22 protein-coding genes are annotated in these 24,876 nt (G+C 57.6%); 6 read left to right on the top strand and 16 right to left on the bottom strand.

All coding sequences use genetic code 11. The features are described from left to right. Positions 1-67: 67 nt before the first annotated feature. The gene (locus PY650_RS30715) at positions 68-1,117 is read right to left on the bottom strand and encodes an amino acid ABC transporter substrate-binding protein (protein WP_285883599.1); all 1,050 of its coding nucleotides are present in this window, start codon (positions 1,115-1,117) and stop codon (positions 68-70) included. Between the two features lie 181 nt (positions 1,118-1,298). Here PY650_RS30715 and PY650_RS30720 point away from each other — a divergent pair, with 181 nt between their 5' ends. Next, the gene (locus tag PY650_RS30720) at positions 1,299-1,646 is read left to right on the top strand and encodes a RidA family protein (RefSeq protein ID WP_285873279.1); all 348 of its coding nucleotides are present in this window, start codon (positions 1,299-1,301) and stop codon (positions 1,644-1,646) included. 53 nt (positions 1,647-1,699) lie between these two features. On the opposite strand, the gene PY650_RS30725 is transcribed toward PY650_RS30720, so the two are convergent. The 4 genes from PY650_RS30725 to PY650_RS30740 all read right to left on the bottom strand — a co-directional run bounded on the left by PY650_RS30725 (position 1,700) and on the right by PY650_RS30740 (position 6,109). After that, a complete protein-coding gene (locus PY650_RS30725) occupies positions 1,700-2,956 on the bottom strand; it encodes a glycerate kinase type-2 family protein (protein WP_285883600.1) in 1,257 nt (418 codons plus the stop codon). A 276-nt stretch (positions 2,957-3,232) separates the two neighbouring features. After that, the gene (locus tag PY650_RS30730) at positions 3,233-4,453 is read right to left on the bottom strand and encodes an NAD(P)/FAD-dependent oxidoreductase (RefSeq protein WP_285883601.1); all 1,221 of its coding nucleotides are present in this window, start codon (positions 4,451-4,453) and stop codon (positions 3,233-3,235) included. Positions 4,454-4,461: 8 nt separating this feature from the next. After that, positions 4,462-5,271 (bottom strand): NAD-dependent epimerase/dehydratase family protein, encoded by an 810-nt coding sequence (locus PY650_RS30735; RefSeq protein WP_285883602.1) that lies wholly within the window; start codon positions 5,269-5,271, stop codon positions 4,462-4,464. A gap of 73 nt (positions 5,272-5,344) precedes the next feature. Further along, a complete protein-coding gene (locus tag PY650_RS30740; protein WP_285883603.1) occupies positions 5,345-6,109 on the bottom strand; it encodes an HpcH/HpaI aldolase family protein in 765 nt (254 codons plus the stop codon). A gap of 125 nt (positions 6,110-6,234) precedes the next feature. Here PY650_RS30740 and PY650_RS30745 point away from each other — a divergent pair, with 125 nt between their 5' ends. Genes PY650_RS30745 through PY650_RS30755 form a run of 3 tightly spaced genes read left to right on the top strand, consistent with a single transcriptional unit; the run spans position 6,235 to position 8,723 of the window. Then, positions 6,235-7,119: a 2-hydroxy-3-oxopropionate reductase gene (locus tag PY650_RS30745; RefSeq protein ID WP_285883604.1), complete on the top strand. Its 885-nt coding sequence runs from the start codon at positions 6,235-6,237 to the stop codon at positions 7,117-7,119. A gap of 12 nt (positions 7,120-7,131) precedes the next feature. Beyond that, positions 7,132-7,938 (top strand): shikimate dehydrogenase family protein, encoded by an 807-nt coding sequence (locus PY650_RS30750; protein ID WP_285883605.1) that lies wholly within the window; start codon positions 7,132-7,134, stop codon positions 7,936-7,938. After that, on the top strand, positions 7,935-8,723 hold the full coding sequence (locus tag PY650_RS30755; protein ID WP_285883606.1) for an SDR family NAD(P)-dependent oxidoreductase: 789 nt from the start codon (positions 7,935-7,937) through the stop codon (positions 8,721-8,723). Before PY650_RS30750 ends, PY650_RS30755 begins: the two co-directional genes overlap by 4 nt. 682 nt (positions 8,724-9,405) lie before the next feature. Here the strand turns inward: PY650_RS30755 and PY650_RS30760 are convergent. The 6 genes from PY650_RS30760 to PY650_RS30785 all read right to left on the bottom strand — a co-directional run bounded on the left by PY650_RS30760 (position 9,406) and on the right by PY650_RS30785 (position 17,728). Then, entirely contained in the window at positions 9,406-11,091 is a 1,686-nt protein-coding gene (locus tag PY650_RS30760) for a thiamine pyrophosphate-binding protein (protein ID WP_285883607.1), read from the bottom strand. Positions 11,092-11,158: 67 nt separating this feature from the next. Then, positions 11,159-11,908, bottom strand: a complete 750-nt coding sequence (locus PY650_RS30765; RefSeq protein ID WP_285883608.1) for an SDR family NAD(P)-dependent oxidoreductase — start codon at positions 11,906-11,908, stop codon at positions 11,159-11,161. Positions 11,909-11,926: 18 nt separating this feature from the next. Beyond that, positions 11,927-12,664 carry an SDR family oxidoreductase gene (locus PY650_RS30770; protein WP_285883609.1) on the bottom strand — a complete coding sequence of 246 codons (738 nt, stop codon included), beginning with the start codon at positions 12,662-12,664 and terminating at the stop codon, positions 11,927-11,929. An 18-nt stretch (positions 12,665-12,682) separates the two neighbouring features. Further along, a complete protein-coding gene (locus tag PY650_RS30775) occupies positions 12,683-13,888 on the bottom strand; it encodes a pyridoxal phosphate-dependent aminotransferase (RefSeq protein ID WP_285883610.1) in 1,206 nt (401 codons plus the stop codon). Positions 13,889-13,986: 98 nt separating this feature from the next. Beyond that, complete coding sequence (locus tag PY650_RS30780) at positions 13,987-15,627, bottom strand: hydantoinase B/oxoprolinase family protein (RefSeq protein WP_285883611.1); 1,641 nt, start codon at positions 15,625-15,627, stop codon at positions 13,987-13,989. A gap of 13 nt (positions 15,628-15,640) precedes the next feature. After that, complete coding sequence (locus tag PY650_RS30785; protein WP_285883613.1) at positions 15,641-17,728, bottom strand: hydantoinase/oxoprolinase family protein; 2,088 nt, start codon at positions 17,726-17,728, stop codon at positions 15,641-15,643. A 426-nt stretch (positions 17,729-18,154) separates the two neighbouring features. Between PY650_RS30785 and PY650_RS30790 the strand changes: the two genes are divergently transcribed. Then, on the top strand, positions 18,155-18,910 hold the full coding sequence (locus PY650_RS30790; protein WP_432761604.1) for a FadR/GntR family transcriptional regulator: 756 nt from the start codon (positions 18,155-18,157) through the stop codon (positions 18,908-18,910). A 2-nt stretch (positions 18,911-18,912) separates the two neighbouring features. On the opposite strand, the gene PY650_RS30795 is transcribed toward PY650_RS30790, so the two are convergent. Together PY650_RS30795 and kdgD are read right to left on the bottom strand one after the other, a co-directional pair. Next, a complete protein-coding gene (locus tag PY650_RS30795; protein ID WP_285883617.1) occupies positions 18,913-20,046 on the bottom strand; it encodes a mandelate racemase/muconate lactonizing enzyme family protein in 1,134 nt (377 codons plus the stop codon). Positions 20,047-20,055: 9 nt separating this feature from the next. Further along, positions 20,056-20,967 (bottom strand): 5-dehydro-4-deoxyglucarate dehydratase, encoded by a 912-nt coding sequence (gene kdgD, locus PY650_RS30800; RefSeq protein WP_285883619.1) that lies wholly within the window; start codon positions 20,965-20,967, stop codon positions 20,056-20,058. Positions 20,968-21,318: 351 nt separating this feature from the next. On the opposite strand from kdgD, the gene PY650_RS30805 reads away from it, so the two are divergent. Then, positions 21,319-21,510: a hypothetical protein gene (locus tag PY650_RS30805; protein WP_285883621.1), complete on the top strand. Its 192-nt coding sequence runs from the start codon at positions 21,319-21,321 to the stop codon at positions 21,508-21,510. 111 nt (positions 21,511-21,621) lie between these two features. Here the strand turns inward: PY650_RS30805 and istB are convergent, their stop codons facing one another. The 3 genes from istB to PY650_RS30820 all read right to left on the bottom strand — a co-directional run bounded on the left by istB (position 21,622) and on the right by PY650_RS30820 (position 24,774). Next, positions 21,622-22,359 carry an IS21-like element helper ATPase IstB gene (gene istB, locus PY650_RS30810; RefSeq protein WP_120702904.1) on the bottom strand — a complete coding sequence of 246 codons (738 nt, stop codon included), beginning with the start codon at positions 22,357-22,359 and terminating at the stop codon, positions 21,622-21,624. Positions 22,360-22,371: 12 nt separating this feature from the next. Continuing rightward, positions 22,372-23,901 carry an IS21 family transposase gene (gene istA / locus PY650_RS30815; RefSeq protein ID WP_120703235.1) on the bottom strand — a complete coding sequence of 510 codons (1,530 nt, stop codon included), beginning with the start codon at positions 23,899-23,901 and terminating at the stop codon, positions 22,372-22,374. A 498-nt stretch (positions 23,902-24,399) separates the two neighbouring features. Next, a complete protein-coding gene (locus PY650_RS30820) occupies positions 24,400-24,774 on the bottom strand; it encodes a winged helix-turn-helix transcriptional regulator (protein ID WP_285883628.1) in 375 nt (124 codons plus the stop codon). Between the last annotated feature and the right edge of the window lie 102 nt (positions 24,775-24,876).

Consider the following 24,876-nt stretch of genomic DNA (forward strand, 5'->3'; position numbering starts at 1 on the left):
ACATCATCCGTGTATGACGGGGCGATCCAGTGGACCGGAGCCTTTTGGCTCCGGTCCTTCAGAGAGATCAATCAAGACCTGCAGGATACAAGACCCCGCCATTGCTCCAAAGATTGTTCAGACCGCGCGGCAGCTTGTAGGGAGAGCCTTCGCCGAGGCTGCGGTCGTAGATTTCCTTGGAGTTGCCGACGAGCTTGATGACCTTGTAACCCCAATCGTCCGGAAGGCCGAGACGCGAGCCGTATCCGGGCGTCACGCCGAGAAGCTTGGCGACGGTTTCGTCAGCCGGCTTTGCCTTCATTTCATCGACGTTCTTCGAGGTAATGCCATACTCTTCGGCAAGCCATGTCGTGAAGAAGGTCCAATTCACGATATCCAACCACGGATCATCGCCCTGGCGCACGACCGCCGCTTCAGCTTCGAGTGCGAGGTTATCCGGGAGAATGATGTGGTCTTCAGGCTTCGGCGCCGCCAGTCGAGCCGTAGCAAGGTTCGGACCCCACTGAATGAAGCTGTCGCAACGACCGCCGAAGTAAGCGGCGCGAGCTTCCGTCGTCTTTTCGAAGGTGATCAGCTTTACGTTGACGCCAACGCGCTTGAAGTAGTTTGCGGCCTGGCGTTCAGTACTTGTTCCGGCTTCGACGCAGGCAGTGCCGCCTTCGAGGCCCTTGACATCGCTTACGCCCAGCGACTTGGGAACCATCACCTGGGTCAGGCCCAGGAAGTAGGGTACGGAGAACTGAAGACCCAGTTCGGTGTCGCGGCTCATGGTCCAGCCAGTCGCCTTGATGACGACGTCAAGCTCTCCAGACTGGAGCGAGGGGAAGCGCTGGGCCCAGGATACGGGCAGGAATGCGACCTTCGACGGATCACCAAAAACGGCAGTTGCCACTGCCCGGCAATAATCGACGTCGAAGCCCTTCCAGTTACCCTTGTCGTCCACTTCAGCAAAGCCTTCGAAGCTGCCGTTGTGTCCGGTGCAAGCGAGATGACCTCGAGCCTGCACGGCCTTCAGTGTGTCACCGCTAGCGGCGGCTGCTGCCTGAGGCAGCAGCACCGTGGCGGCGAGAATGCTCAATGCGGATGCGGCCGAAGCCAAAACCTTCTTCGTTCTCATTTCACGATCCCCTGTGAGGTTAAAACTCATCTGTGTGAGCGAGGTCAGTAAACTTCCTCACAAAAGAGATGTCAACGGTCATCATATCTATTTTGCACTGTGCGACCATTTTTGCTATGGTAGGCGTGACACTGTTAGTTGTCATCATATCTCTTGCTGGAAAAATATAGGATAAAACCGGATGAGTGACATTGAACGCTTCGAATTCGACACGCGGGTTCATCATGCCGTAAAGCACAACGGCCTGATCTACCTCACGGGCCAAGTAGCCACTCCCGGCAAATCGGCTGGAGAGCAAACAACTGAAATTCTTGGGAAAATTGATCGCCTTCTTGCGCTCGCAGGCTCCGACAAGACGAAGATCCTAAACGTCATCCTTTGGCTCGATGATCTCAGGGACTTCGATGAAGTCAACAAGGTCTGGGACGCTTGGGTGGTGAAAGAGCACGCGCCTGCGCGATCCACAGGTCAGGCTCGGATGACGAAGCCAGGCATGCTTGTCGAGATTATCGTGACCGCTACGGTCTGATCACTAACCCAAGAAATCGAAAAGGCGGGGCCAAACCCCGCCTTTTCGACTACCTAGCTGATCAATATTGCCCGGAAGTCGTTCACGTTTGTGAGCGTCGGGCCGGTTATGATCTGATCTCCTAGTGCCTCGAAGAAGGTGTGCGCATCATTTCGATCGAGGAAGTCATTCAGGTCCATTCCCTTTGTTTGAGCCCTGCCGGTGGTATCGGGACCGATCACTGCCCCTGCAACCTCCTCGATCCCATCTATGCCGTCGGTATCGGCGGCAAGTCCAAATATCTGAGCGTTGGCCCCGAGGTGGGCGCAGAGGGATAGAAGATATTCAACGTTTCGCCCACCACGGCCATTGCCGACGACCTTGACGCTCGTTTCCCCGCCTGACAGCAGGACTTTTGGCCCCTGCCCTAAATATTGAAGGGCCAATTCCGCATGCGCCTTCCCAAGCTCACGAGCATCGCCTTCGAGATCATCACCCAGAATAATTGGCCTGACGCCATTTGCCTGAGCGCGCTGCGCTGCAGCCTCCAACGCCATCTTTGGTGTGGCTATCATTCGCCAAGTCGCGCGAGCGAGGCGGGCATCATTAGGCCCCGGGCATTCGGCGGACGGAGATTGCAAATGCCGCTCAACCTCGGTGGATAAGGAGATTCCGTACTTGTTCAGAATGCCCAAGGCATCGGCAGCGCTCATTTCCTCTCCAAATGTTGGACCGGAAGCTATCACCTTCGGATCGTCGCCGGGCACGTCGGAGATGAGCAGAGTGATTGACCGCGCCGGCGCAATCCGGATCCCCAGTCGGCCGCCCTTGATTGCCGAGAGATGCTTGCGAACGCAGTTGATCTCAGAGATCGTGGCGCCGGACTTCAGCAGCGCCGCGTTGATCGACTTCTTGTCTGCGAGACTAAGACCAGGCGCTGGAAGACTGAGCAGCGACGAACCGCCTCCCGATATCAGCACAAGCACAAGATCATCCGCATCAAGTCCGGTGACCATCTGCAGAATGCGTTTGGCAGCCTCCTCGCCAGCTGAGTCCGGAACCGGATGCGCGGCTTCTACAATTTCGATCTTTTCGCAGGCAACCGCGTGACCGTATCTCGTCACCACAAGACCCGTCATCGCGACGTCTGGCCAATGCGCCTCAACTGCCTTGGCCATTTTTGCCGATGCTTTACCCGCACCGATGACGATCAGGCGTCCGATGGGCTTTTCGGTAAGGTGCCGGGCGACTTGCGATGCCGGATCCGCAACCTCGAGCGCACTCTCGAACAGTGAGCGAAGGAACGCCTTGGGATCAAGCCGCCAATCCATATTTATCTCCAGATTATTGCGATAATCAACGTACCGAAAATGGGCAAATTCCCAGAAGCCGCGACGGCAACAGGTGCAGTGGATCGCGAGCCCTTCCCGAACACCAGTCGGCACGTCGATGGAATTCACTCACACGGGAATAGAGGCGCTGTGATCCTGCTTACCGAGGCTAGTCGCCTGCCGCTGAGGCTGACATCTTGAATAGTGGTCCGGTTGAAGGATTTTGCCAGATGTGGGCGAGAAGACTCTTGGTCCATGTCTTCTCGCCCATTCCCATCAGATAACTGCCTTCTCGAGGAACGGTTCGTTACGACGAACCCGTCCGAAGCCGAGAGGCGAAAGATCGAGAGTTCGGAACTCACCATAGGTCAGGAGTTCGCTCAGGCCACGGCCGACGGCCGGCGACTGTTGCAAGCCATGCCCGCTAAAGCCGTTTGCGAAGAGGAAGTTCTCGACCTCATCGTGGGGTCCGACGATCGCGTTGTGATCGAGCGTGTTGTAGTCATAATGGCCTGCCCAGCAGTTTTCCATCTTGATGGCTTCGAACTGAGGGATCCGGTGAGCCATGTTCGGCCAGATCTGCTCTTCATATTCGTTGTAGGCCACGTCGAAATCGTTTGGATCGATCGCGATGTCGGGATCAGGAACGCCGCCGGAAAGAAACATCGAACCCTCTGGGCGGCAGAAGACGCCTGACGGATCGATGACGTTCGGCATCTTCTGCGTAATCGGCGTGCGGCAGGAGAAGATGAAAATGCTTCGGCGACGCGGTTCGACCGGGATTTCCAGACCGGCCATCCGCGCGATGCCGGGGCCAAAGTTGCCCGCGGCATTGACAACGCGGCCGCACGCAATCTTCTCACCGGATTTGAGCGTGACCTGCGAGATGCGATTGCCCTCACGCACCACGTCCACGACCTCGTTGTCGACATACTCGACGCCGAGCGAACGGGCCCGCTTGCGAAAACCTTGCAGAAGACCGTAGCTGTCGAACCAGCCTTCGCCGGTTTGCCCCCAACTTCCTCCGGCCAGGTCTTCCACATTGATGAACGGGAACCTCTCTTGAATTTCCCCAGGCGTCAGGAGGACCGTGTCGGCGCCGTTCGCCTGCTGGATCTCAACGTTCTCCCGAATAATGTCCAAACCCGCTTCGGTGGCGCAGAAGAGGTAGCCGTTTTCGTGAAATCCGATCTCGGGAGCCTCGCCGTCGACTTGCACGTTGTCATGGAAGTTTCGAATGAACTCCACGCCGAACTGCGAAATCTTGACGTTGATCGGATTCGAATATTGCTGACGAATTGCGCTCGTCGAGAGCGTCGTGGCGCAGAATTTGTAGGTAGAATCCTTTTCGACTACCAGCACCGTGCCGTTGAAGTCCGGATTCATGGCGAGGAAATATGCGGTCGAGCTCCCGCTGACAGCTCCGCCGATAATGACCACATCATAGTCGCTGCGCTGCGGCTTGGGTGACAATCTTCCGAGGGTAGAGGCCTGCATCGGTTCGCTCACTTATCTTCGAAATGGCCGGCGACGACGAAAGAACCGCCCTGATAGGTGATCGCGGTGTCGTCGTGGGGCGGCTTCTTGACGTTCTCTTCCAGGTAAGGGCGCTGATCTTCCGCATTATCCCTCGGCTTGTAGCCCATGTACCCGACCTTGGAATTGTCCCAGAAGCTCTGGTCGTTGTTGGAGCAGCCGAAAATGATGGTGTGATCAACTTTCGGGACGATGAGGCTGCGCTCGACCAAGTGCCGCAAGTCGTCGAAGCTCAGCCATGTTGACAGCATCCGCCAATCAGCGACCTTCGGGAAACTCGAACCGATACGAATGGACACGCTTTCGACCTTGAACTTGTCGAAATAGTACTGAGCAAGCCCCTCGCCGAATACTTTCGATACGCCGTAAAGGCTGTCGGGCTTGGTTACGCAGTCCGGCTCCAACACGTCCGTTCGCTTGTGGTAGCCAATGGCGTGGACAGAGCTACCCCAGATGACGCGCTTTACCTTGTTCTGCCGAGAAGCTTCGAAGAGGTTGTACATCCCGACGATATTGCCCTGAAGGACGTTATTCCATGTGTCTTCCTTCGACGTGCCGCCCATATGGACGATCGCGTCCACATCCTTCGTGGCCTCCAGGACCTTTTCGAAATCTGCGAGATCGAGGACCGCAAGCTCCTCGTTGTCGCCTTCCAAATCTATCGGCCTTCGGCTGCTGAGACGCAGTTTGTTGCAGCGCTCGCGCAAAAACGGTCGCAGCTCTTTACCGAGATTGCCAGCAGCACCAGTCAAGAGAATTCTGTTATACAAGATCGCCATTTCCGATTGTCTCCATCCACGCAGCACTGCCGCTGATCATCGTAAAAATTCTAAGAAGAGGGCGCTCGTATTGCTACGAGGCTGATTTGAACTGTGCTGCCAGACTGTCTGCAGCGTTCACGAGAAGTCCCAGATCGCTGCCGACTGCTACCATGCGGGCTCCCCATTCGATGTAACGACGCGCATCGTCCGAGCGCGGTGCAAGAATGCCCGTGGAAACGCCTTCCTTGATCGACACAACTGAGTTGATTGCTTCCTGAACATGGCCGGCAAGGGGATTGCCCATCGCTCCGAGGTCGGCGGACAGGTCGCCGGGACCGACGAAAATAGCGTCGACGCCGTCGATCGCCGCAATGTCCTTTGCCGCCTTCACGGCGACACCCGTTTCGATCTGTAGCGCGAGGAAGATCTCTTCCGTGGCGCGAGCATGATAACCCTTCACCCGGCCATATTGGTTCGCTCTCTGCGACACGGAGAAGCCGCGGATACCCTCCGGCGCATACCGCGTCGCTGATACGATCGCTCGGGCTTCTTCAACCGACTGCACGTTCGGGAACATTAGAGAGCGAATGCCAATATCGAGATAGCGCTTGATCGTAACTGGGTCATTTCCGGGAATGCGAACCACGACTTCACAGTCGAAGGCGCCGGCTGCCTGATGTTGCGCCAAGACCGAAAGGAAATCGTTGGGACTGTGTTCAGCGTCGATAAGAAGCCAATCGAAGCCAGATCCGGCAACCACCTCGGTCGAAATGGAGCTGCCAAGCGAACACCACAGCCCCACCTGCAGTTCACCACGCTTCAAAGCTTGCTTGAGCGGATTGACAAGATTTCCCATAGGCCCTCGCTGTGTTGCATCTTTACTCGTACGAAAACATATGACATACCTCAAACACCGTCAACATGGTAATATCTCCATGCGACGATAACATATCACTCTTCTGTAAAAGTGGGAGAAATGCCTTGAGGATTGGATTTATTGGCCTGGGTGTCATGGGTTCTCCGATGGCCGCACACTTGGCTGCTGCGGGTCACAACGTGATCACATCACTTAACCGTTCGCCACTGCCCACAGAGCTTTCCAAGGCCGGGATGCAGGTTTTGTCCACCCCTGCGGAGGTCGCTCGCGCTGCAGAAGTGATTATCACTATGCTCCCGAACACACCCGACGTTGATCGTGTTCTCTTTGGAACAAACGGTGTCTCCGAGGGGCTTTCTGCGGGCAAGCTTGTTATCGACATGAGCTCGATCAGCCCGACTGCGACGGAAGGATTTGCAGCGAAGATCTCGGCAGCTGGCTGTGACTACATCGATGCGCCCGTCTCGGGCGGTGAGGTCGGAGCGAAAGCGGCATCCCTGACGATCATGGTGGGCGGCAAGTCCGCGGCGTTCGAACGCGCCAAGCCGCTGTTCGAACTCATGGGCAAGAATATCACACTGGTTGGCGAAAAGAGCGGCTCCGGGCAGATCTGCAAGATCGCAAATCAGATGATTGTCGCCATGAACATAGAGGCTGTCGCAGAAGCCCTCGTCTTTGCAAGCAAGGCGGGATGCGATCCGGCAAAGGTGCGCGCCGCTTTGATGGGCGGCTTCGCTTCGTCTCGAATCCTTGAGGTTCACGGCGAGCGGATGATCAAAAGAACCTTTGCTCCCGGGTTTCGCATCAAGCTCCACCAGAAGGACCTGGCGCTCGCTCTCGAAGCAGCGCAGGCACTCGGAGTGGCCTTGCCAAACACATCGTCGTGCCAACAGCTCTTCAGCAGCGTTGCCTCCCAAGGTAAGCAGGACGAAGATCACTCGGGTCTGGTGCAGGCGCTCGAAGCCCTTGCATCGCACACCGTGGCCTAGAGAGGTGCATCTATGATAACGGGAAAATCTTCCGTCTACTTTATGATTTCCAACCCGATCGATCACGTCAAGTCGCCGGGGATGTTCAATAAGCTTTTTGCCGACGAGTCGATCGACGCGGTCATGGTTCCTATCTGCGTTGACGCAGATCGGTTCGACACCGCCTGGGATTACTTCAAGGCGATGACGAACCTTAAAGGCATCATCGTCAGCGTCCCGTTCAAGGCAAATGCCGCGAAAGCCGCTGATGTGCGAAACCCGCGTGCCGAGCGCGTGGGCACAGCGAATGCGGTGATCCGGGAGGCAGATGGTCGGTTGCGCGCCGACAACTTCGACGGTGCAGGCTTCCTTGAGGGCATGCGTCGGAGCGGCCACCAGCTGTCCGGCAGGAAGGTTCTTCTGGTTGGAGCGGGTGGTGCGGGCGCATCGATCGGCTTCTGCATCGCAGAGGCGGGCGCTACCCACCTGACGATCCATGACATCGATCCCAATCGCGCTGGCGATCTCGCGGCACGGATTTCGGCGGAGTTCCACGAATGCAGGGTTGAGGTCGGTGAGCCCAATCCCGAGGGCCACAATGTGATCATCAACGCGACGCCGATCGGCCTGAAGGCAGACGACCCTATGCCATTGCAGGCCGACAAGTTGGACGCCTCGATGACGGTCGTCGATATTATCATGGACCCGAAGGATACGGCCTTGCTCCGCCACGCCAAAAGCTTGGGGTGCCCGGTACAATACGGCCAGCCAATGATGGATTGTCAGATGGAACTCCTTGGCGAATTTCTTCGCGTCCGGGAGCAAGGAGACCACAAGTGAGTGACACGGTATCTGTAGTAATTGGCGGGACCAGCGGCATCGGCAAGGCAATCTCCCTGCGATTTGCCGCTGAAGGCGGCATCGTCGTAGTGTCTGGTCGCAGTGTCGCGAGAGGCGAGGCGGTTGCAGATGAGATCGCGCAGCGTGGCGCACGCGGAAAGTTCATGTCCTGCGACGTGAATGACACGAACTCGGTTGCCGATTTGCTCTCAGGCGTAACACGGGACTTTGGCACGCCGACTATTTTGGTGAACTCCGGCGGGATCCTCCAGAGCGGGACGCGGGTACTCGACCAAGATCTGGAAGAAAACCAGAGGCTCTGGGAAACCAACTACAATGGCACCCTGCGGGCATGCCAGCTCTTTGGCCGAGCGATGAAAGAGGCCCGCAAGGGCGCGATCCTGAACATCGGTTCTCTTGCCAGCTTTGCGCCACTTTCCCTTCCGGCGTATACCGCAGGGAAAACAGCCATTTTATCGCTCACTCAGATGCTGGCGGCAGAACTCGGTCCATTCGGCGTTCGCGTCAATGGAGTTGCGCCAGGCTACACGCTATCGGATGGTCTCAAGGATAAAATTGCTCAAGGCCTGCGAAATCCTGAGGAGATCAAGGCCACAACCGCTTTGCGCGCATTTGTTGAACCCGAGCACGTCGCTGAAGCGGCTTGGTTTTTATGCTCCGAAAAGGCTGCATCGATCACAGGTGTGATGCTTCCAGTCGACGCCGGATGGCTGGTTCAGGCACCTTACGGGTCGTACATGCGAGGCAATCCGATCCGCGATTGATGACGCGTTGCAAGCGGCTCCGCCCCTCATCGTGAGCGGCGGAGCTGGAACACTTCATCCGAGAACATAAAGTCGATCCCGGTGCAGGCCGCCGGGAGTGATCAGCTTGACACGCGCGTTTCATCGTATCGAGCGCACAAACAGGCTCTTTTCCACAGCTGCGACGTGTGCACTGAGCGTTTCATCCTGCGCGTCAGCGTTGGAGCGGGGTCTACCTTTGTGCCGCTGGTATTGAGCAAATTCGTTTCGCGGACGGTTCACGGAACGCTCGCCAGTGGTCTACGTCAAGGCAACGACGACGCCCATCCGAGCGATGCTGGCAATTTTGCCTGTCCTTCGCAGCCATCTGAAGAATCTGACCGGATCGCTGTCGGGCGTCTAGCGCCAGCAACGCATCCGCCACGACGCTTGTTGCCAGCCCAAGCACGCAGCAGCAAGGTTTTTCGAGTGCGTCGTGAGCCATCGCAGTCTTGAACCATCGGTGCTGGTCAAGCAGCGCGCTCGTAGCGGACGCGGCTTCCTTCTAAATCCAGGAAAGATCGCGATGGCGGGGAATGCGGACGAGATATCCATTAATCCGCCAGTGGAGGAACTGCATACGGGTATACATGACTGACCGCAAAGCGGACAGGCTCCCGAATTCGAGAGCCTGGCGAGAGCTTCGACTACGCGACGACAGGATCTATTTCCCCTGAGCGATCGCCTGTTCACGAATTTGGGAGAGGCTTTGCTTCACGGTGAGCGCCTCCGGATCAATGCGAATCTCGATAAGACTTGGCTTCCCCGACCCTTCACACCTCTGAAACGCTTGCCCGAAATCCGTGGTCTTTTCGACGACTTCTCCATGCAGACCGTAAGATCGAGCAAGGGCCGCGAAATCCGGGTTAGTCAGCCGCGTTCCGGAGGGGCGTCCAGGGAAATTTCTCTCCTGGTGCATCCGGATCGTCCCGTACATGCCATTGTTGATCACGAGGAAAATGACGCGGGCGTCGTATTGCATTGCAGTCGCGAGTTCCTGGCCGTTCATCAGGAAGCATCCGTCGCCAGCGAAGGCAACGACGGCTCGCTCGGGCGCCGTAATTTTTGCAGCCACCGCAGCAGGCACGCCGTAGCCCATTGAGCCGTTGGTCGGGCCTAGTTGAGAGCGATATGTTCGGTACTGATAAAACCGATGTGCCCATGCCGTGTAGTTCCCGGCTCCCATGGTCAGGATGGCGTCCGGCTTGAGGTATCCCCGCAACCACTCCATGATGTCACCCATCTGAACATCGCCGGGCGTCTGTGGATGCGTAAGGTTTTCCCGATAGTCAGCGTTGCGCCCACTGGTCCACGCTCGCCATGCAGGAGCCGCGCGCGGCTTCAGCTCTGCGAGCTGGGAAAGCACTCCAACAGGACTGGCGTTGATCGCGAGCGTTGGATGATAAACGCGGCCGAGCTCGTCAGCGCCTGCGTGAATGTGAACCAGCTTCTGTGTTGGTACCGGTATGTCGATCAGCGTATAGGCGCCTGTCGTCATCTCGCCCAGCCGCGCCCCGATCGAGATCAGGAGATCGCAATCCTTGACGGCCTGGATGAGCTTTGGACCTGCAGCCAGACCCAGGTCGCCCGCGTAATTCGGGTGCATGTTGTCAAACATGTCCTGACATCGGAAGGATGCGGCTACTGGCAGCTCGTAAGTTTCCGCGAAACTTTTCAGATCGTCGACGGCCTGCTGTGTCCAACCGCCTCCCCCGACGACCACAAGCGGTCTCACGGCCTCCGCTAGAAGCAGATTAAGTTCCTGTAACTGTGGCTCTCCCGCGTAAGTCTCAATTCGCTTGTAGGCCGGGGCATCTCCAACGGTCACAATGTCGGTCAGCATGTCCTCTGGAAGTGCGACGACCACGGGACCGGGCCGGCCATTGACAGCCCTGTGGAAGGCTTGACTGATCAATTCGGGAATACGGGCCGCGTCCTCGATCTCAACGACCCATTTCGCCATCTGGCCAAACATCCGCCGGTAGTCGATTTCCTGAAACGCTTCCCGCTCCATCTGGTCGCGCGCGACTTGACCGATAAATAGGATCATTGGCGTCGAATCCTGGAACGCCGTGTGAACGCCCACGGACGCATTCGTCGCTCCGGGCCCTCTCGTCACAAAGCAAATCCCAGGCTTTCCCGTCAGCTTGCCATAGGCCTCGGCCATATACGCTGCGCCACCCTCCTGCCGGCAGATGACGAACTCGATCTCGCTCTCCAGATCATGGAAGGCATCGAGCGCGGCAAGGTAGCTTTCGCCCGGTACACCGAAGACGCGGTCAACACCATGGATCCGCAGGGCATCGATTAGGATCCGGCCGCCATTGCGGCTGGAAAGGCTTTGCTTCATGAGTTTCTCCCGTTCCCACGTTGGCTGCGGTTAGTCGAAACCAACCACGGCCAGATGTTGTCTCGTCTCAGGCGTAGACGTAGCCGCCGGATACGATGACTTGCTCGCCTGTCATGTACGTATTCTTCGGACCAGCGACCATCACGACAAACTCGGCGATTTCAGTCGGCTCTGCTGCCCGGCCCAGCGGATTTGCCGCGGCGAGTTCACCCAAGAAGCCTAGGGACTTGGCTTTCTCCGTCGCCATACCCGCGGGCGCGACCGAGTTGACGAGGATCTGATCTTTGGCGAAGGCATGCGCAAAGGAACGCGTCAAGCTGACCACTGCTGCCTTTGTTGCAGCATAGTGCGCGTTCTGCGGGTGAGCCTTGAATGCATCGACTGACGTGATGTTGACGATACGGCCCGAGATCTGTCCGTCCGCTTTCTGCTCCTGCATATGCTTCACGGCGGCGACCATGATGTGATATGTGCCCTTGATATTGATCGCGTTTTCCGCGTCCCACATGTCGTCGGTGATCTCAAGCAGCGGAGCGCGGGGATAGATAGCTGCGCAGTTGACGACTGAATGGACCCGGCCGACGGCATTAACAGCCGTGGCGAAGGCGCGATGGGCGGTGTCTGCGCGTGCGATGTCACCGGCAACCGTGATGATTTCGGTTCCCTTTCCGGAAAGCTCAGCCTTGGCAGCTTCGAGACGCTCTTCGCTGATATCGATGATGACGATCTTGCTCGCTTCATCCCGAATCATGAGCTTGACGGTTTCAAGTCCGAAGCCGTTGGCTCCCCCGACGACGACGATATTTAATCCTTGCACGCTGGTTCCCTTCCTATGTTAACGAGTGAGAGCAGCGATCTGCCCGCCACCGACAACTTGCCCTGTCGGCAAGATCTCCATGCGGGTCACATCGACGTAATCGGGCAGCTCAAGCGCCGTCAGTACCAGGCGGGCGATATGTTCTGGCTTGACCGCTTCGTAGTCGTCGTAAAGCTTCTTTTGGGCGGCTTCCGCTCCCAACGCGGTGCGATAGAGGTTGGTCTCCACGCGTCCCGGCACGAGTTCGGTGATCCGGATCGGCAGTCCAAGTAGTTCGCATCGCAGCGCGGAGGCAAACATGCTCACCCCAGCCTTGGTGGCTCCGTAGACCGCGGATCCGGGGAAGGGCGTAAAGCCAGCAGTGGAGCCCGTAAAAAAGATATGGCCGCGACGTCGCGCGACCATTGTCTGCAGCACGTGTCTGGTGAGCTGAAAGACAGACCGCACGTTGATTTCGATCATCGCATCGATGTCTTGTGGGGTGAGGTCAACCAGGTTCGCAGACCGTGTCAGCAAGCCTGCGTTGTTCACCAGCACGTCGATCTCTTCGCCGTCCATCACGGCATAGAGACTGTCCAATTTGGAAAGGTCACATGCGACGGGAAGGATCTTCGCCTTCGTTGCGAGTTGGTCCAACGCGTTTTTGTCACGTCCAACCGCCAGAACTTTCAGACCTTTGGAAGCCAGTTCCAACGCTATCGCCCTGCCGATTCCGCTGGAGGCTCCGGTGACAAGCGCCGTCCTATAACTTTCCATTGCATGTCCCTCCACCAACTATTTCTGCAAGGAGGCAACCATCTGCTCGAGACGGTCACATGCACTCTCAAGTTCGGCGTCGGAGGCTGCGATCGAAAGACGAATAAATGAGGGTGCCCCAAAGGCGGCCCCTGGCACGCTCGACAGGCCGAAAGTGTTGAGGAGATAGGCCGCCACCGCAGTGTCGTCCGACAGGACTTGCCCATCAGGCGTGGTCCGGCCGATCAATTTTTGCACGCCGATGAACGCATAGAACGCGCCATCCGGCGGCGTGAACTGTAGTTCCTGGATTCGTTCGAGCCGTTTGGAAACGAGCTTCGACCGCCGGGCAAAAGTCTGAGAGGCTTGGCCAACAAAAGCCTGATCTCCCTTGAGCGCGGCGAGTGCAGCGGCCTGGGCAACAGAGCAAACCGAGGTCACGCTCTGCGACTGCATCTTATTGATAGTTGCGACAAGCGCCTTCGGTCCGGCTGCGTAGCCGACACGCCATCCGGTCATGGCGAAAGCCTTCGAGACACCATTGACGATGAGCGTGCGATCACGAAGCGACGGGCATACCGAACCGAACGAGACGAAGGGCTGCTCACCGAGCAGGATGTGCTCGTAGATTTCGTCTGACAGGACAAGAACGCGCTCATTCCCGACAAGGACCTTCTCTAGAGAGCGGTACTCATCCGCGCTGTAGATTGCGCCCGTTGGATTTGAAGGCGAGTTCAGCATGAGCCAACGCGTTCGAGGCGTGATAGCTTTGGCAAGCACGTCCGCGCTAATTTTAAAGCCATCCTCAGGTCCGCAGTTGACATAGACCGGGGTGCCGCCATGAAGTGAAACGATGTCACCGTAGGATACCCAGCAAGGGGTCGGGATAATCACCTCGTCGCCCACTTCAAGCGTCGCGAGAAACGCATCAAACAGGATCTGTTTGGCGCCATTGGCGATGGTAATTTCATCGAGCGAAAATTCGAGGCCGTTCTCGCGTTTGAACTTCTCTACGATCGCTTTCCGCAGATCTTCATTTCCCGCCGACGCGCCGTATCGGATTCTACCCTTTTTGATAGCCTCGCAAGCGGCGTCGCCGACATGCGCCGGCGGCTCGAAGTCGGGTTCACCCAAGGAAAGATCGACGATGTCGCGACCTTCCGATCGGAGTTTCTTCGCCGCCATCGCGATCGCCATGCTGGGCGATGCCTTGATGCTGGAAGCGCGTGCGTTTTCGTAATTCATAATAAGCTCCTTCCGGGAGATCTCGCCTTCGGGAGATCCCTGGCAAATAGGGTTGGAGCCGCTGCGGCGGGTTGCGTCCGCGCAACGGCTCCTGCTGATCAGGATTTCTGCTGGATGTAGTCGAAAGCGATGTCTTGCTTGACCAGATCGTCAGAACGCTTCGACGCCGGGCCGTAGCCGCCGCCACCTGGAAGCTCCAGGATCAGCCGGCGACCAGCGGGAACATGCTGGCGACCCTTGGCCGCAAGAATAGTGCCGTCGTCCAACTTCACTGAACCGGGGGCGCCATCCTTGCCACCTTCGCGACCACGCGGCGCGTTCTTCACGCGGTCGAACATCGCGTTGAAATAAATCTCATGTCCGCTGGTGGGAGAGATCTCGACAATTTGACCAAGACCGCCCCGATACTGGCCCTCACCGCCCGACCCGTCGCGCAGTTCCTTCCGCCAGAAAATGACTGGGCCGACGTGTTCAGTGGCTTCGATTGACATCGACTGGACGCCGCTCGGAAACGCGGTCGCGCTTGGTCCGTCCAGCTCCGGGCGAGCACCCATCCCCCCACTGTTGAACAGAAGAACCTCCGCGCGCTGGCCGCCGTCGGCGGGGCCGTTGTTTCCCTGCAGCGGTCGAGCACTGATGTGAAGGTTCCAAAGCGCACCAGAGCCCTCTGCAGGAACCTTGCCCGGCAGCATCGTGTGGATAGCACCGAGCACTGCGTCCGGGACGAGGTGTCCGAGGACGTGTCGTACCGAAACGGGTGCCGGCCGCTGGGCATTGAGAATGCAGTTCGTCGGCGCCTGGATCTTGAATGGCTTCAACGAAGCATGATTGTTCGGTATCTCGGGAGCGATCGCACACTTGATGGCATAGCAGGCATAGGCCGCGGAATAGATCAGCGGGCAGTTGATGCCCTTTGGGCTTGGCGGCGACGTACCTTCGAAGTCCGCAACGATGTGGTCACTATGGACGTCCAAACGAACGGCAATGTCGATCGGCGAGTCGTAGCCGTCGACGCGCATCGAATTGGAGAAGGAGCCCTGCGGCAAGTCCGCGAGACGCTCGACCGTCGCATCGTAGCTTCGCTTGAAGATGAAAGACGCGAGTTCTTCCAGATCATTCATCCGGAACTCGTCCATCATGTCCATGAGGCGGCGCTGGCCGATCTCATTGCAGGCGGCAAGAGAATAGACGTCACCGACCACCTGGTCGCTCTCGCGGACGTTGTTACGAATGATGTTGATGAGATCACGATTGACCACACCGCGCTCCGCGAACTTCATGATCGGAATGAAGATGCCTTCTTCATAGACCTCGTTGGCATCCGGTCCGAAACCACGCCCGCCGACGTCGACCACGTGCGCGGTGCAGGCGAAAAAGCCAATCAGCTTTCCGCCGCGGAAGCTCGGGGAGACGACCGTGAAGTCGTGAAGGTGGCCCGTTCCCTTCCACGGATCGTTCGTGATGTAGGCATCTCCTTCGAAGATGTTCTCTACCCCGATGTCGCGGATGAAGTGACCTACAGCCTCGGCCATCGCATTCACGTGCCCTGGAGTTCCAGTGACCGCCTGCGCGATCATCTCGCCAGCCTGGTTGAAGACACCAGCAGAAAGGTCGCCAGACTCTCTTACGCTCGTGCTGAAAGCGGTTCGGATCAGCGTAAGTGCCTGTTCCTCGACTACCGAGATCAGTCGGTTCCACATGATCTGCATGTGGACATCTGAAAGTAGATTTTTCGTCATGTCCAATTCTCCATCAAGCCTGCTTGGCACGAAGCAGCAAGCATCCGTCGGCTTGCATGACCACTTCGCGGCTGGCGGTAACGATCGTCGATGTCTCGCGTTCGGTGATGACAGCGGGCCCTGCAACCCAGTCGCCCGGATTCAGGGATGAACGCTCAACGACGCTCGCCTGCTGGAAAAGCCCTTCTTGCGCGTCGAACATCCGCCGCTCTCCCGACGCCTGGGCAGCTTTCCCCTTGGCCGAGCGATCTACGGTAGAGGGTGGGGCCACCTTTGAGGTCGCGCGCAGCGACCAACTGACGATCTCGATATCCAGCCCGTCGATAATCCGCCCGAAGAACTGCTCGTAGCTGCGATTGAACGAATTGCGGAACTCAGTCTCGTCAGCGTCGGAATACGAACGGACATCGACGGCAACGGGCACTTCCCAGCCTTGGCCGACATAACGCATGTAGGCGGTGCATTCGAGATCCGGAGTTACGTCTGGCGCTCCCGAGTGAACAAACGATGTTGCCTCGTCGGAAAGCTCCTTGATGACATCGTTGATGCCCTGCGCGTCAAAGCGGCTGAGGCGGCTGTAGGCGCTTCGCACACTTTCAAAACCGAAGGGTGCGCGCAGGAAGCCAATAGCCGATCCGACACCTGCGCCCGGAGGAATGATCAGTTCATCGATGCCGAGCTTTTCGCACAGGCGAGCAGCATGAAGTGGAGCCGCGCCGCCGAAGGCGATCATTGTGAACTCACCGAGTTCTTTGCCATTTTCAACAGCATGCATACGCGCCGCGTTGCTCATGTTTTCGTCAACGACCTCACTGATCCCATAGGCGGCAGTGGAGGTGTCGATATCGAGCTTCGACGCCAGGTCACGGTTCATCGCACCTTCGGAAGCGTCGCTGTGCAATTTAATGGAGCCGCCCGCAAACGCATCCGGATCAAGCCTTCCGAGCAAAAGATCGGCGTCGGTAACAGTAGGGCTTTCGCCGCCGCGGCCATAACAAGCCGGACCGGGCTCGGAGCCGGCGCTGTGGGGACCGACACGGATCTGCCGCATTGAGTCAACCGAAGCGATCGAGCCGCCCCCGGCGCCGATTTCCACCATCTCGATAACCGGAATGGAGATCGGCATCCCACTGCCCTTCTTGAAGCGGTAGGTACGTGCCACTTCAAAGGTCTTCGATGTCTTCGGTACATAATCTTCGATCAGGCAGATCTTTGCAGTCGTTCCACCCATGTCATAGGACACGACCTGGTTCATGCCGTACCGGGTCGCGACATGGGCCGCAAAAATAGCACCGCCAGCTGGCCCGGATTCAAGCAGACGAACTGGGAATTCGATTGCGCTCTCGACGCTGATAATGCCGCCGCCCGAATGGATCATGAAGATCGGGCATTGTGTTCCCTCGGAATTGAGGCGGCCGACCAATCGGTTGAGGTAGGACGCGATCAGCGGCTTCACGAAAGCATTCGCGCAGACAGTGTTGAACCGCTGGAACTCGCGCATCTGAGGCGAGACTTCTGAGGAAACTGAAACCGACAGCTCAGACTTTTTCGCAAGGAGGCGGTCACGGACCTGCTTCTCATGCGCTCCATTCAGGTAAGAGTGAATGAAACCGATCGCGACGCTTTCATATCCCGCCCCGATGATGCGATCACAGAGAGCATCAACCTCCTGGAGATCGAGCGGCTTGAGAACTTCACCCTTCGGGCCGATGCGCTCATCGATCACAAATCGCTCGTTGCGAGGAACCAGAGGCGCAGGAAGAGTGATGTTCAGGTCATATTGCTCGAAGCGGCTCTCTGTCCGCATTTCGATAACGTCGCGGAAGCCCTTGGTCGTGATGAAAGCTGTCTTCGCACCTCTGCGCTCGATGAGCGCATTGGTGGCGAGTGTCGTGCCGTGGATGATCGTATCGATCTGAGAAAGCTGTACGCCAGCGTCCTCGGCGACGTGGCGTATACCCTTGACGATAGCCGCCTCTGGGAAGGAGTAGTCGGTCAAGACCTTAGTCGAATGCAGGGTATTCCCCACTTCCATTGCGACATCGGTAAACGTGCCGCCGATATCGACACCCACCCTCACCTGCTTCCCATCTTTTGTCATCGCTAACTCATGCTCCAGGGGACAATCTCAAAGTCCGGCAATAGAGAACAACCTCCACGCCGGAACGCCTTGTGAGGTAAGATCACTGAAATAATATCTCGTGTCAATACTCTTATAAAGATCGTACCTCTATTCACTCAATATGTCGTATAGCGCAATATTTTCCGAGACTTATGTGATAGTATCTCTTGTGGAAATCGCAAGAAGTTGGCGTAAATTCGTGTTTTTTGACGGGTTGATCGCTGAGGCCGCCCTGTTCATGGCGCAGTGTGGCCAAAAAACTGGCACGAGGATGTTTTTTTCGGCGACGTAATTCTGTGGTTGCATGAATGCATGTTGTCGTCCTATCACTATAGGCGTGATATTATCTTGAGCTTTCGTTTCGCGAGGGAGCGGAGCAGTGCTGAAGAAAGCGGCGGGTGCAAATTGAAATCTCTAATGTCAAGAACGATCGAACAGATTAAAGACAAAATCAGCCAAGGGGGGCTCAAACCCGGCGACAAGCTGCCGACGTTGAATGAGTTGGCGGTCGAAATGGGTGTAAGCAGGACCGTTATCCGCGAGGCGGTGATTTCCCTTAGCTCGGATGGCGTCCTGGAATCCAAGCATGGTGTTGGCGTCTTTGTGCGGGACAAATCCGCGGGCCCTGCTGCCCCCACTCTTTCCGACGCGGTTCTAGCACCACTGTCGAAGTTCAAGACATCTTTCATGGATTTGCTGGAACTGAGAATGGCGTTTGAAGTCCATGCGGCGGGGTTGGCAGCAGCGCGTCGTTCCTGGGGCCAGGAATCGGCGATCTGGGACGCGGCCGCAAAGTTCGAGGAAGCCCTGGACGCGGATGACGATCTTGACGATCGCGATGTCGCTTTTCATCGTGCGATCGCCGAGGCGACCAACAACTCTGCGTTCATCGAATTTTTCAATCTGATGAGCGCGAACATGATGCCACGCCCTGCGTTCTCACGCGCGCTGAATCCAACGTTGATCACCCCTGAGTACATCCAGCACACTGTTCAGGAGCATCGGGCGATCTGCGAAGGCATTAGCTCCGGCGACGCAACACGGGCTGAAGACGCAATGAGAGCGCACCTGCAGCGCAGCCACAAGCGGTACCGTGGCTTCCAAGAGAACGCTGTTTCACCGCTTAGCAATGTGGCGCCCGAGGTCGCCGAGGCTAAATGACCTTATTGTTTTGCTCTGAACTCTTCGAGCGCAGCGCGATCAATCTCGATACCTAGCCCAGGCCCATCTGGTATAGCGACGCGACCATCAACTGCTTCTATCGCGGACGTCAGCACGGCCTGGCGAAATGGATTCTCTGTCCGGTCGAACTCCATGATGGGATCGACCGGGTTCACGCGCACTGGGTCTGGCGCCATCGCAGCCATGAACTGCAGGGCCGCGGCGATCTGCACCCCGGTTCCCCAGACATGAGGGACAATTCTTGTACCCTTGAGCGTAGCAAGGTCGAGGATCTTGGTCGCCTCGGAGAATCCGCCGCAACCGCATAAATCAGGTTGGAGAATGTCCACAGCGCCGCTCTCGAGAGCCGACCACATTCCCCAGCGAGTGTGCCACGTCTCTCCTCCAGCGACCGGAATGGGCTGCCCGGCCCGAACATCTCTGTACGCTGAGATTTGCTCGGGAACTACAGGCTCTTCGAACCAGTCGATGTCGAAGTCAGCGGCGCGCCTTCCGAGACGTATCGCTTCTGATATCGTGTAGCCGTGGTTTGCATCGATCATCAGGCGCATCTCCGGACCAATTGCTTCCCGGACTGCCGCGATCACCTGCAAGTCTTCTTCCATACCGAAGCCGATCTTGATCTTGCACGCGCGGAAACCTTGCTTTCGGCGCTCAGCCATCTCCTCCGCGTTGTCCCGAACGCGGTCCACTCCGTCGCGCTTGAAGCTTCCCGTAGCGTACGCGACCACGCTTTCGCGCCATCTGCCACCAAGAAGTACCGAGACAGGCTCGCCGTAATGTTTGCCCTTTACATCCCACAGTGCGATGTCGATCCCAGACAGCGCGGTAATCGTCAGGCCGCGCTGCCCCTGATCTCTGAGTGCGTTGTAGAGGATCGACCAGATCTTTCCGGTTTCACGCGGATCCTTGCCGATCAGCCATGGCGTATAGGCAGCAACAATCGCCGCATTCGGACCGGCTGGACCGAGGCACTCGTCCCAGCCCACCGTTCCATCGTCGCACTCTATCTCCACGAGAACGTGCGATCGGCGGTCGAAACGCATTGACGCGCTTTCGAAAGGAGTCGTCAGCCGATGCTCGAGGAGATGGGTCCGTACTGAGGCGATTTTCATCGCCAGACCTTATGCCTTGCGCTTGAAAGGCGCAATCAGCGCTTCCAGCATCGCGATTTCTTCATCGGTGACATCCGTCAGCGGCGACCGGACCGGTCCCGCGTTGAAGCCCTGCAGACGTACACCAGCCTTGACGGCAGATACCGCATAGCCCTTGTTCCGGCTGCGAATCGCCATGAAAGGATAGAAGAAATCCTTCAAAATCCGCTCGCAAGTCGCCCGATCGTTGGCACGAACCGCAGCGTAGAACTCGTTGGCAAGTCCAGGCACAAAATTGAAGACAGCGGACGAATAGGTAGTGAATCCGGCGCCAAGGTAGGCCTCGGCGAACAGTTCGGCCGTCGGCATTCCTCCGAGATACATCAGGCGATCGCCCATCTTTGCGGTGATCTGCCGCACCAAACCAATGTCACCTACGCCGTCTTTGAAGCCCACAAGGTTCGGGCATTCGTCGCAAAGGCGCGCCAGCGTATCAGCCTGCAGCACAGAGTTATCACGGTTGTACACCATGACGCCAATCCCGATCGACTGGCAGACTTTCTTGATATGGGCGTAGAGGCCCTGCTGCGGACCGTCGATGAGATAATGAGGAAGCAGCAGGATGCCGTCGGCGCCAGCCTTCTCGACGGATTTTGCGATCTCCACGGCCACACCGGTACCGTAGCCGCAACCCGACACGATGGCGGTGTTTCCGGCAGCTTCCTTCGCAGCCGAGACAATCCCTGGGATTTCGTTTGGGCTCAACGAAAAGAATTCGCCCGTGCCTCCAGCAGCGAAAAGCACAGGAGCGTTGTATCCGGCAAGCCACTCCACGTGCTTTTTGTACTCTTCCGGTGCAAACCGACCATCGGCGTCGAATGCGGTTACCGGGAAAGACAGAAGTCCGGCCCCAAGCGCAACCTTAATTTCTTCTGGAGACATAATACCACCATTTTTAGTGTTTCCTTCGAGATCACACTATTATGCGTGTACTCGCTCTGTCAACCAGCATGTGGACTCCTGATCTATCTCGGTTGAAAAGGAGCGAAAGTCATTTTCGCTCACAAAATCAGCATTTTACCTGTCTCGATCGTCAAGTTTTTGATTTGAAACAGTGGCGAAAGAGATTATATGACTGGTTTTCTCTGACAGCGCCGGGTATTGGTCTCCAACTGACATTGGCATGTCCCTTGCCGAGCGCGCCTAATCACCACCACTTCAATCAGTCGGCGCGCTTCACGGCTCGGTAGGCACTAGCCACCCATCTCGAGCACTATGGAAAGGGAACCTATTATGAACATCAACGGTGGCCTGCTGATTGGGGGATCCGAAAGACGCGGCGCAAATGGTGAATTCAGCGCTATCGAGGCTGCATCAGGCAAAGAACTTCCTCTGCAGTTCGGTTTGGCCTCAGTGTCCGACGCGGAGGACGCCGCCGCGCTCGCTAGGGAAGCATTTAAAACCTACCGCTGCCGATTCCGATGAAGCCGCCCCTTTGTTCCGAGATGATTGCGCCCCTTGATTCCGGGATGATCTCGCCCCCTGTTTAGTGGGGTCTGCAGGCGATGATTGTTGTCAGTCCATTTAGGCGGGGTGTCAAGCTTTTCGGGGCAGGTTTCGGCGTAGGCTATCGCCGCTCAATTCGATGCGATGGGCGTTGTGAACGAGGCGATCCAGGATGGCATCAGCATAAGTCGGGTTTCCTATGACGTCGTGCCATGCCGACACCGGAAGTTGGCTGGTAATGATGGTTGATCTGCGGCCGTAGCGATCTTCCAGGATTTCGAGGAGGTCGTGCCGGGCCTGTTCGTTGAGCGGTTCGAGACCCCAGTCGTCGAGGATCAGGACTTGAACATGGCCCAGGGTACGTTGCAGCCGAGCATACCTGCCGTCGCCGCGAGCAAGTGCGAGCTGAGCAAACAGTCGTGGGACACGCTGATAGAGAACGGAACGATCGTCACGGCAAGCCTTGTGGCCGAGAGCGCAGGCTAACCAGCTTTTTCCGACACCCGAGGGTCCGCAAATGGCCAGATTGTCATGAGCGTTGATCCAGTCGCCGCCGAGCAGCTTCATGAAGAGCGCGCGATCAAGGCCGCGCTCGCTGCGGTAGTCGACATCTTCCGGGGTGGCCTGGTGGCGAAGCTTGGCAAACCTGAGGCGTGCGGCAAGCTTACGATCGTAGCGGGAACTCCACTCCCGTTCGAGCAGCAGTCCTAGCCACTCGGCATGCGAGAGATGTTCGGCTTCGCCGTTGGTGACGAGCTCCCCGAAGGCCTTTGCCATGCCGGCCAGGCCCATGGAATTGAGTTTGTCGAGTGTTGGATGGGCAAGCATTCTTTGTTCTCCTTAGTGGTAATAGCGAGGTCCACGGATGTTTTCGTGTTGGATAGGCTCATGCGAAGGTGGTCCATTGGTGGAGGCGGCTCGATCGAGATGATTGTCGAGGATGGAGCGCACCGAACCGTAGGTCCGGGCCCCGATCTCAAGCGCACGGCTGCAAGCAGCGTTCACTCTGTCGCGGCCAAAGCTTTTGTTCAGGCGGATAATTCCCATGCAGGCTCGAAAGCCCTGCTCCGGGTGCGGCCTGTCGGCGAGGATCTTCTCACACAGCAATGCAACCTCCGGCCCGATGGAAGAGGCCTCGCGTTGAATGCGTTCGATCGTCCAGTCGGCAAAGCGGCGGTGGGCCGAGGGCATGTGATCGGGGATTGTGGTGTGCTTGCCGTTACCGCTGGAGCGGCGATGAGCGGCTATTCGCTCGCCTTTGTGGAATATCTCGATCGTATTGGCGGTGATGCGCGCCTCGACTTGCTCGCGAGCAAAGCGATAGGGAACGGAGTAATAATGCCGCTCGATCTCGACGTGGTAATCCAATCCAGCACGCCGGATACGCCATTCCGCAAAGACATAGCGTTCAACGGGCAATGGCCTTAAAGCGGGCCGGTCGAGCTCTTCGAACAATTGGCGGCGCGTGACGCCAACCCGGCGAAGGACACGCCTGTCGTTCAAATCATATAGCAAGTCGGCAATCGCCGCATTGACTTCGGCCAGACTGTAGAAGGTGCGATGGCGGAGGCGGCCCAGCAGCCAACGCTCGACGATACGAACCGCAGCCTCGACTTTCGCCTTGTCGCGGGGGCGTCTCGGCCTCGTCGGCAGGACGGCGCTGCCATAATGCGCTGCCATCGCGCAATACGTCCGGTTGACCTGGGGATCGAAGTGGCACGCCTTGATGATCGCCACCTTGGCATTGTCGGGAACCAGCAACGCCGGCGCACCGCCGAAGAACTCCAGCGCCTGAACATGGCATTCGACCCAGTCCGGAAGCGTCTCGGTCCAGCGCGCCTGCGCGAACGAAAGACTGGATGCCCCCAGGACAGCGACAAATAAATGGGCCTGCCGTGTTTTGCCCGACAGCCGATCAACGACAACAGTGACCGTGTCGCCGGCGTAGTCGACGAACAATTTGTCGCCCGCCATATGATCCTGCCGCATCGTCACCGGCAGCTTCAACGCCCAGCCGCGATAGAGGTCACAATATCGGCTGTAGCGGTAACCATCGGGATAACGGCTTATGTATTCGTCCCAGAGAATTTGCAGCGTCACGTGCTTGCGCTTGAGCTCGCGATGGACTTGCACCCAGTCAGGCTCCGGTGCGCGACGATGACCCGTCTTCGTCCCAGCCGCACGGTAGAGCGCCGCCTCCAGGACGGCATCACTCACGTCATCATCCAACGGCCACGAAAGCCCCGCAGCCGCCGCCCGTCGCAGCGTCTCGCGCACCGTCGAGGCTGCTGCTCCGACCCGAACCGCAATCGATTTGTGGCCCAGCCCTTGCTCGGACCGATATCTCAGTATCTCGCGGACACGCCGCATCTCCAGTCTCTCCGCAGGCATCCCGTTCCTTCCTTGTCATCATTGACGGAAGGAACTTCACACCGGCAGAACACCCTTGCCACATCCCTCCGTAGGGGGCGGCATCATCTCGGAACAAGGGGGCGACTAATTCTCGGAATTGGGGGGCGACATCATTTCGGAATCAGGGGGCGGATTGCCTCGGAATTTGCACCTACCGCGAAACAGGCCTGGAGGCTCGTGCTGCATTCCTTAAAAAGATCGCAAAAGAAATCGAGGCTGCCCGACAACGGACGGAGAGACAGGGCGCGCTGGAAGAGGTGCTGCTCGGTACCAAACGGGTGCTCGAACCCGCTACCTTGTATCTAAGCCCGATCCTTAACCCTGGCTTCCGACCGGCATAGCTAGCCACGAGGTGGAGAAAGCGCGACTTTGGCGGAGCGCTTCGGCCGGATCGACGGCAGCGCATCGGTTCAGGATGGGCGACCGATTGCAAGCGCAGGAGAATGATGGTGCCGCTCAGGCATTCTTCCTTGCATCGAACGAACGTTGGGCGGCCTTGATGGCCGACTGATGGGCAAGGGCCCACTTTCCCAGAGCTTCAACCGGTGCGCGCAAGGAGTGTCCAAGTGGCGTCAATTCATAGTCCACTCGCGGGGGAATCGTAGGAAATACCGTTCGGGTAACAAGACCGTCCCGTTCCAACCCTCGTAGCGTAAGCGTGAGCATGTGCTGTGAAATACCAGCCACGTCGCGCTTCAGCTGATTAAACCGCCGGGGCCCATCGCGCAACAACATGACGACGAGCACGCTCCACTTATCTCCGACGCGCGCAAGAACCTCGTTGATGCCTGCGCACTCCGCGGGATGATCTGGAATCCCCCCAATGGTCATATCCGTTTGACTGAGTAAGGAAATTTTGCCTTCTTGCGCGCTCATGTCGGTCAGCTATTTTAACTTAGATGAAAATTTATACCATCAAAGTGAAGGTAAGTC

Origin of the sequence: Martinezella calliandrae, from assembly GCF_030272695.1 — a bacterium.
Classification (GTDB): Bacteria; Pseudomonadota; Alphaproteobacteria; order Rhizobiales; family Rhizobiaceae; genus Rhizobium; species Rhizobium calliandrae.

Excerpts from the sequence above, each read along its gene's own strand:
- PY650_RS30780 (WP_285883611.1), bottom strand. The coding sequence starts at position 15,627 with ATGACGAAAAATCTACTTTCAGATGTCCACATGCAGATCATGTGGAAC.
- PY650_RS30720 (WP_285873279.1), top strand. The coding sequence starts at position 1,299 with ATGAGTGACATTGAACGCTTCGAATTCGACACGCGGGTTCATCATGCC.
- PY650_RS30770 (WP_285883609.1), bottom strand. The coding sequence starts at position 12,664 with ATGGAAAGTTATAGGACGGCGCTTGTCACCGGAGCCTCCAGCGGAATC.
- PY650_RS30730 (WP_285883601.1), bottom strand. The coding sequence starts at position 4,453 with ATGCAGGCCTCTACCCTCGGAAGATTGTCACCCAAGCCGCAGCGCAGC.
- PY650_RS30775 (WP_285883610.1), bottom strand. The coding sequence starts at position 13,888 with ATGAATTACGAAAACGCACGCGCTTCCAGCATCAAGGCATCGCCCAGC.
- PY650_RS30820 (WP_285883628.1), bottom strand. The coding sequence starts at position 24,774 with ATGACCATTGGGGGGATTCCAGATCATCCCGCGGAGTGCGCAGGCATC.
- PY650_RS30725 (WP_285883600.1), bottom strand. The coding sequence starts at position 2,956 with ATGGATTGGCGGCTTGATCCCAAGGCGTTCCTTCGCTCACTGTTCGAG.
- PY650_RS30715 (WP_285883599.1), bottom strand. The coding sequence starts at position 1,117 with ATGAGAACGAAGAAGGTTTTGGCTTCGGCCGCATCCGCATTGAGCATT.
- PY650_RS30785 (WP_285883613.1), bottom strand. The coding sequence starts at position 17,728 with ATGACAAAAGATGGGAAGCAGGTGAGGGTGGGTGTCGATATCGGCGGC.
- kdgD (WP_285883619.1), bottom strand. The coding sequence starts at position 20,967 with ATGTCTCCAGAAGAAATTAAGGTTGCGCTTGGGGCCGGACTTCTGTCT.
- PY650_RS30760 (WP_285883607.1), bottom strand. The coding sequence starts at position 11,091 with ATGAAGCAAAGCCTTTCCAGCCGCAATGGCGGCCGGATCCTAATCGAT.
- PY650_RS30735 (WP_285883602.1), bottom strand. The coding sequence starts at position 5,271 with ATGGCGATCTTGTATAACAGAATTCTCTTGACTGGTGCTGCTGGCAAT.
- istB (WP_120702904.1), bottom strand. The coding sequence starts at position 22,359 with ATGCTTGCCCATCCAACACTCGACAAACTCAATTCCATGGGCCTGGCC.
- PY650_RS30740 (WP_285883603.1), bottom strand. The coding sequence starts at position 6,109 with ATGGGAAATCTTGTCAATCCGCTCAAGCAAGCTTTGAAGCGTGGTGAA.
- istA (WP_120703235.1), bottom strand. The coding sequence starts at position 23,901 with ATGCGGCGTGTCCGCGAGATACTGAGATATCGGTCCGAGCAAGGGCTG.
- PY650_RS30750 (WP_285883605.1), top strand. The coding sequence starts at position 7,132 with ATGATAACGGGAAAATCTTCCGTCTACTTTATGATTTCCAACCCGATC.
- PY650_RS30795 (WP_285883617.1), bottom strand. The coding sequence starts at position 20,046 with ATGAAAATCGCCTCAGTACGGACCCATCTCCTCGAGCATCGGCTGACG.
- PY650_RS30805 (WP_285883621.1), top strand. The coding sequence starts at position 21,319 with ATGAACATCAACGGTGGCCTGCTGATTGGGGGATCCGAAAGACGCGGC.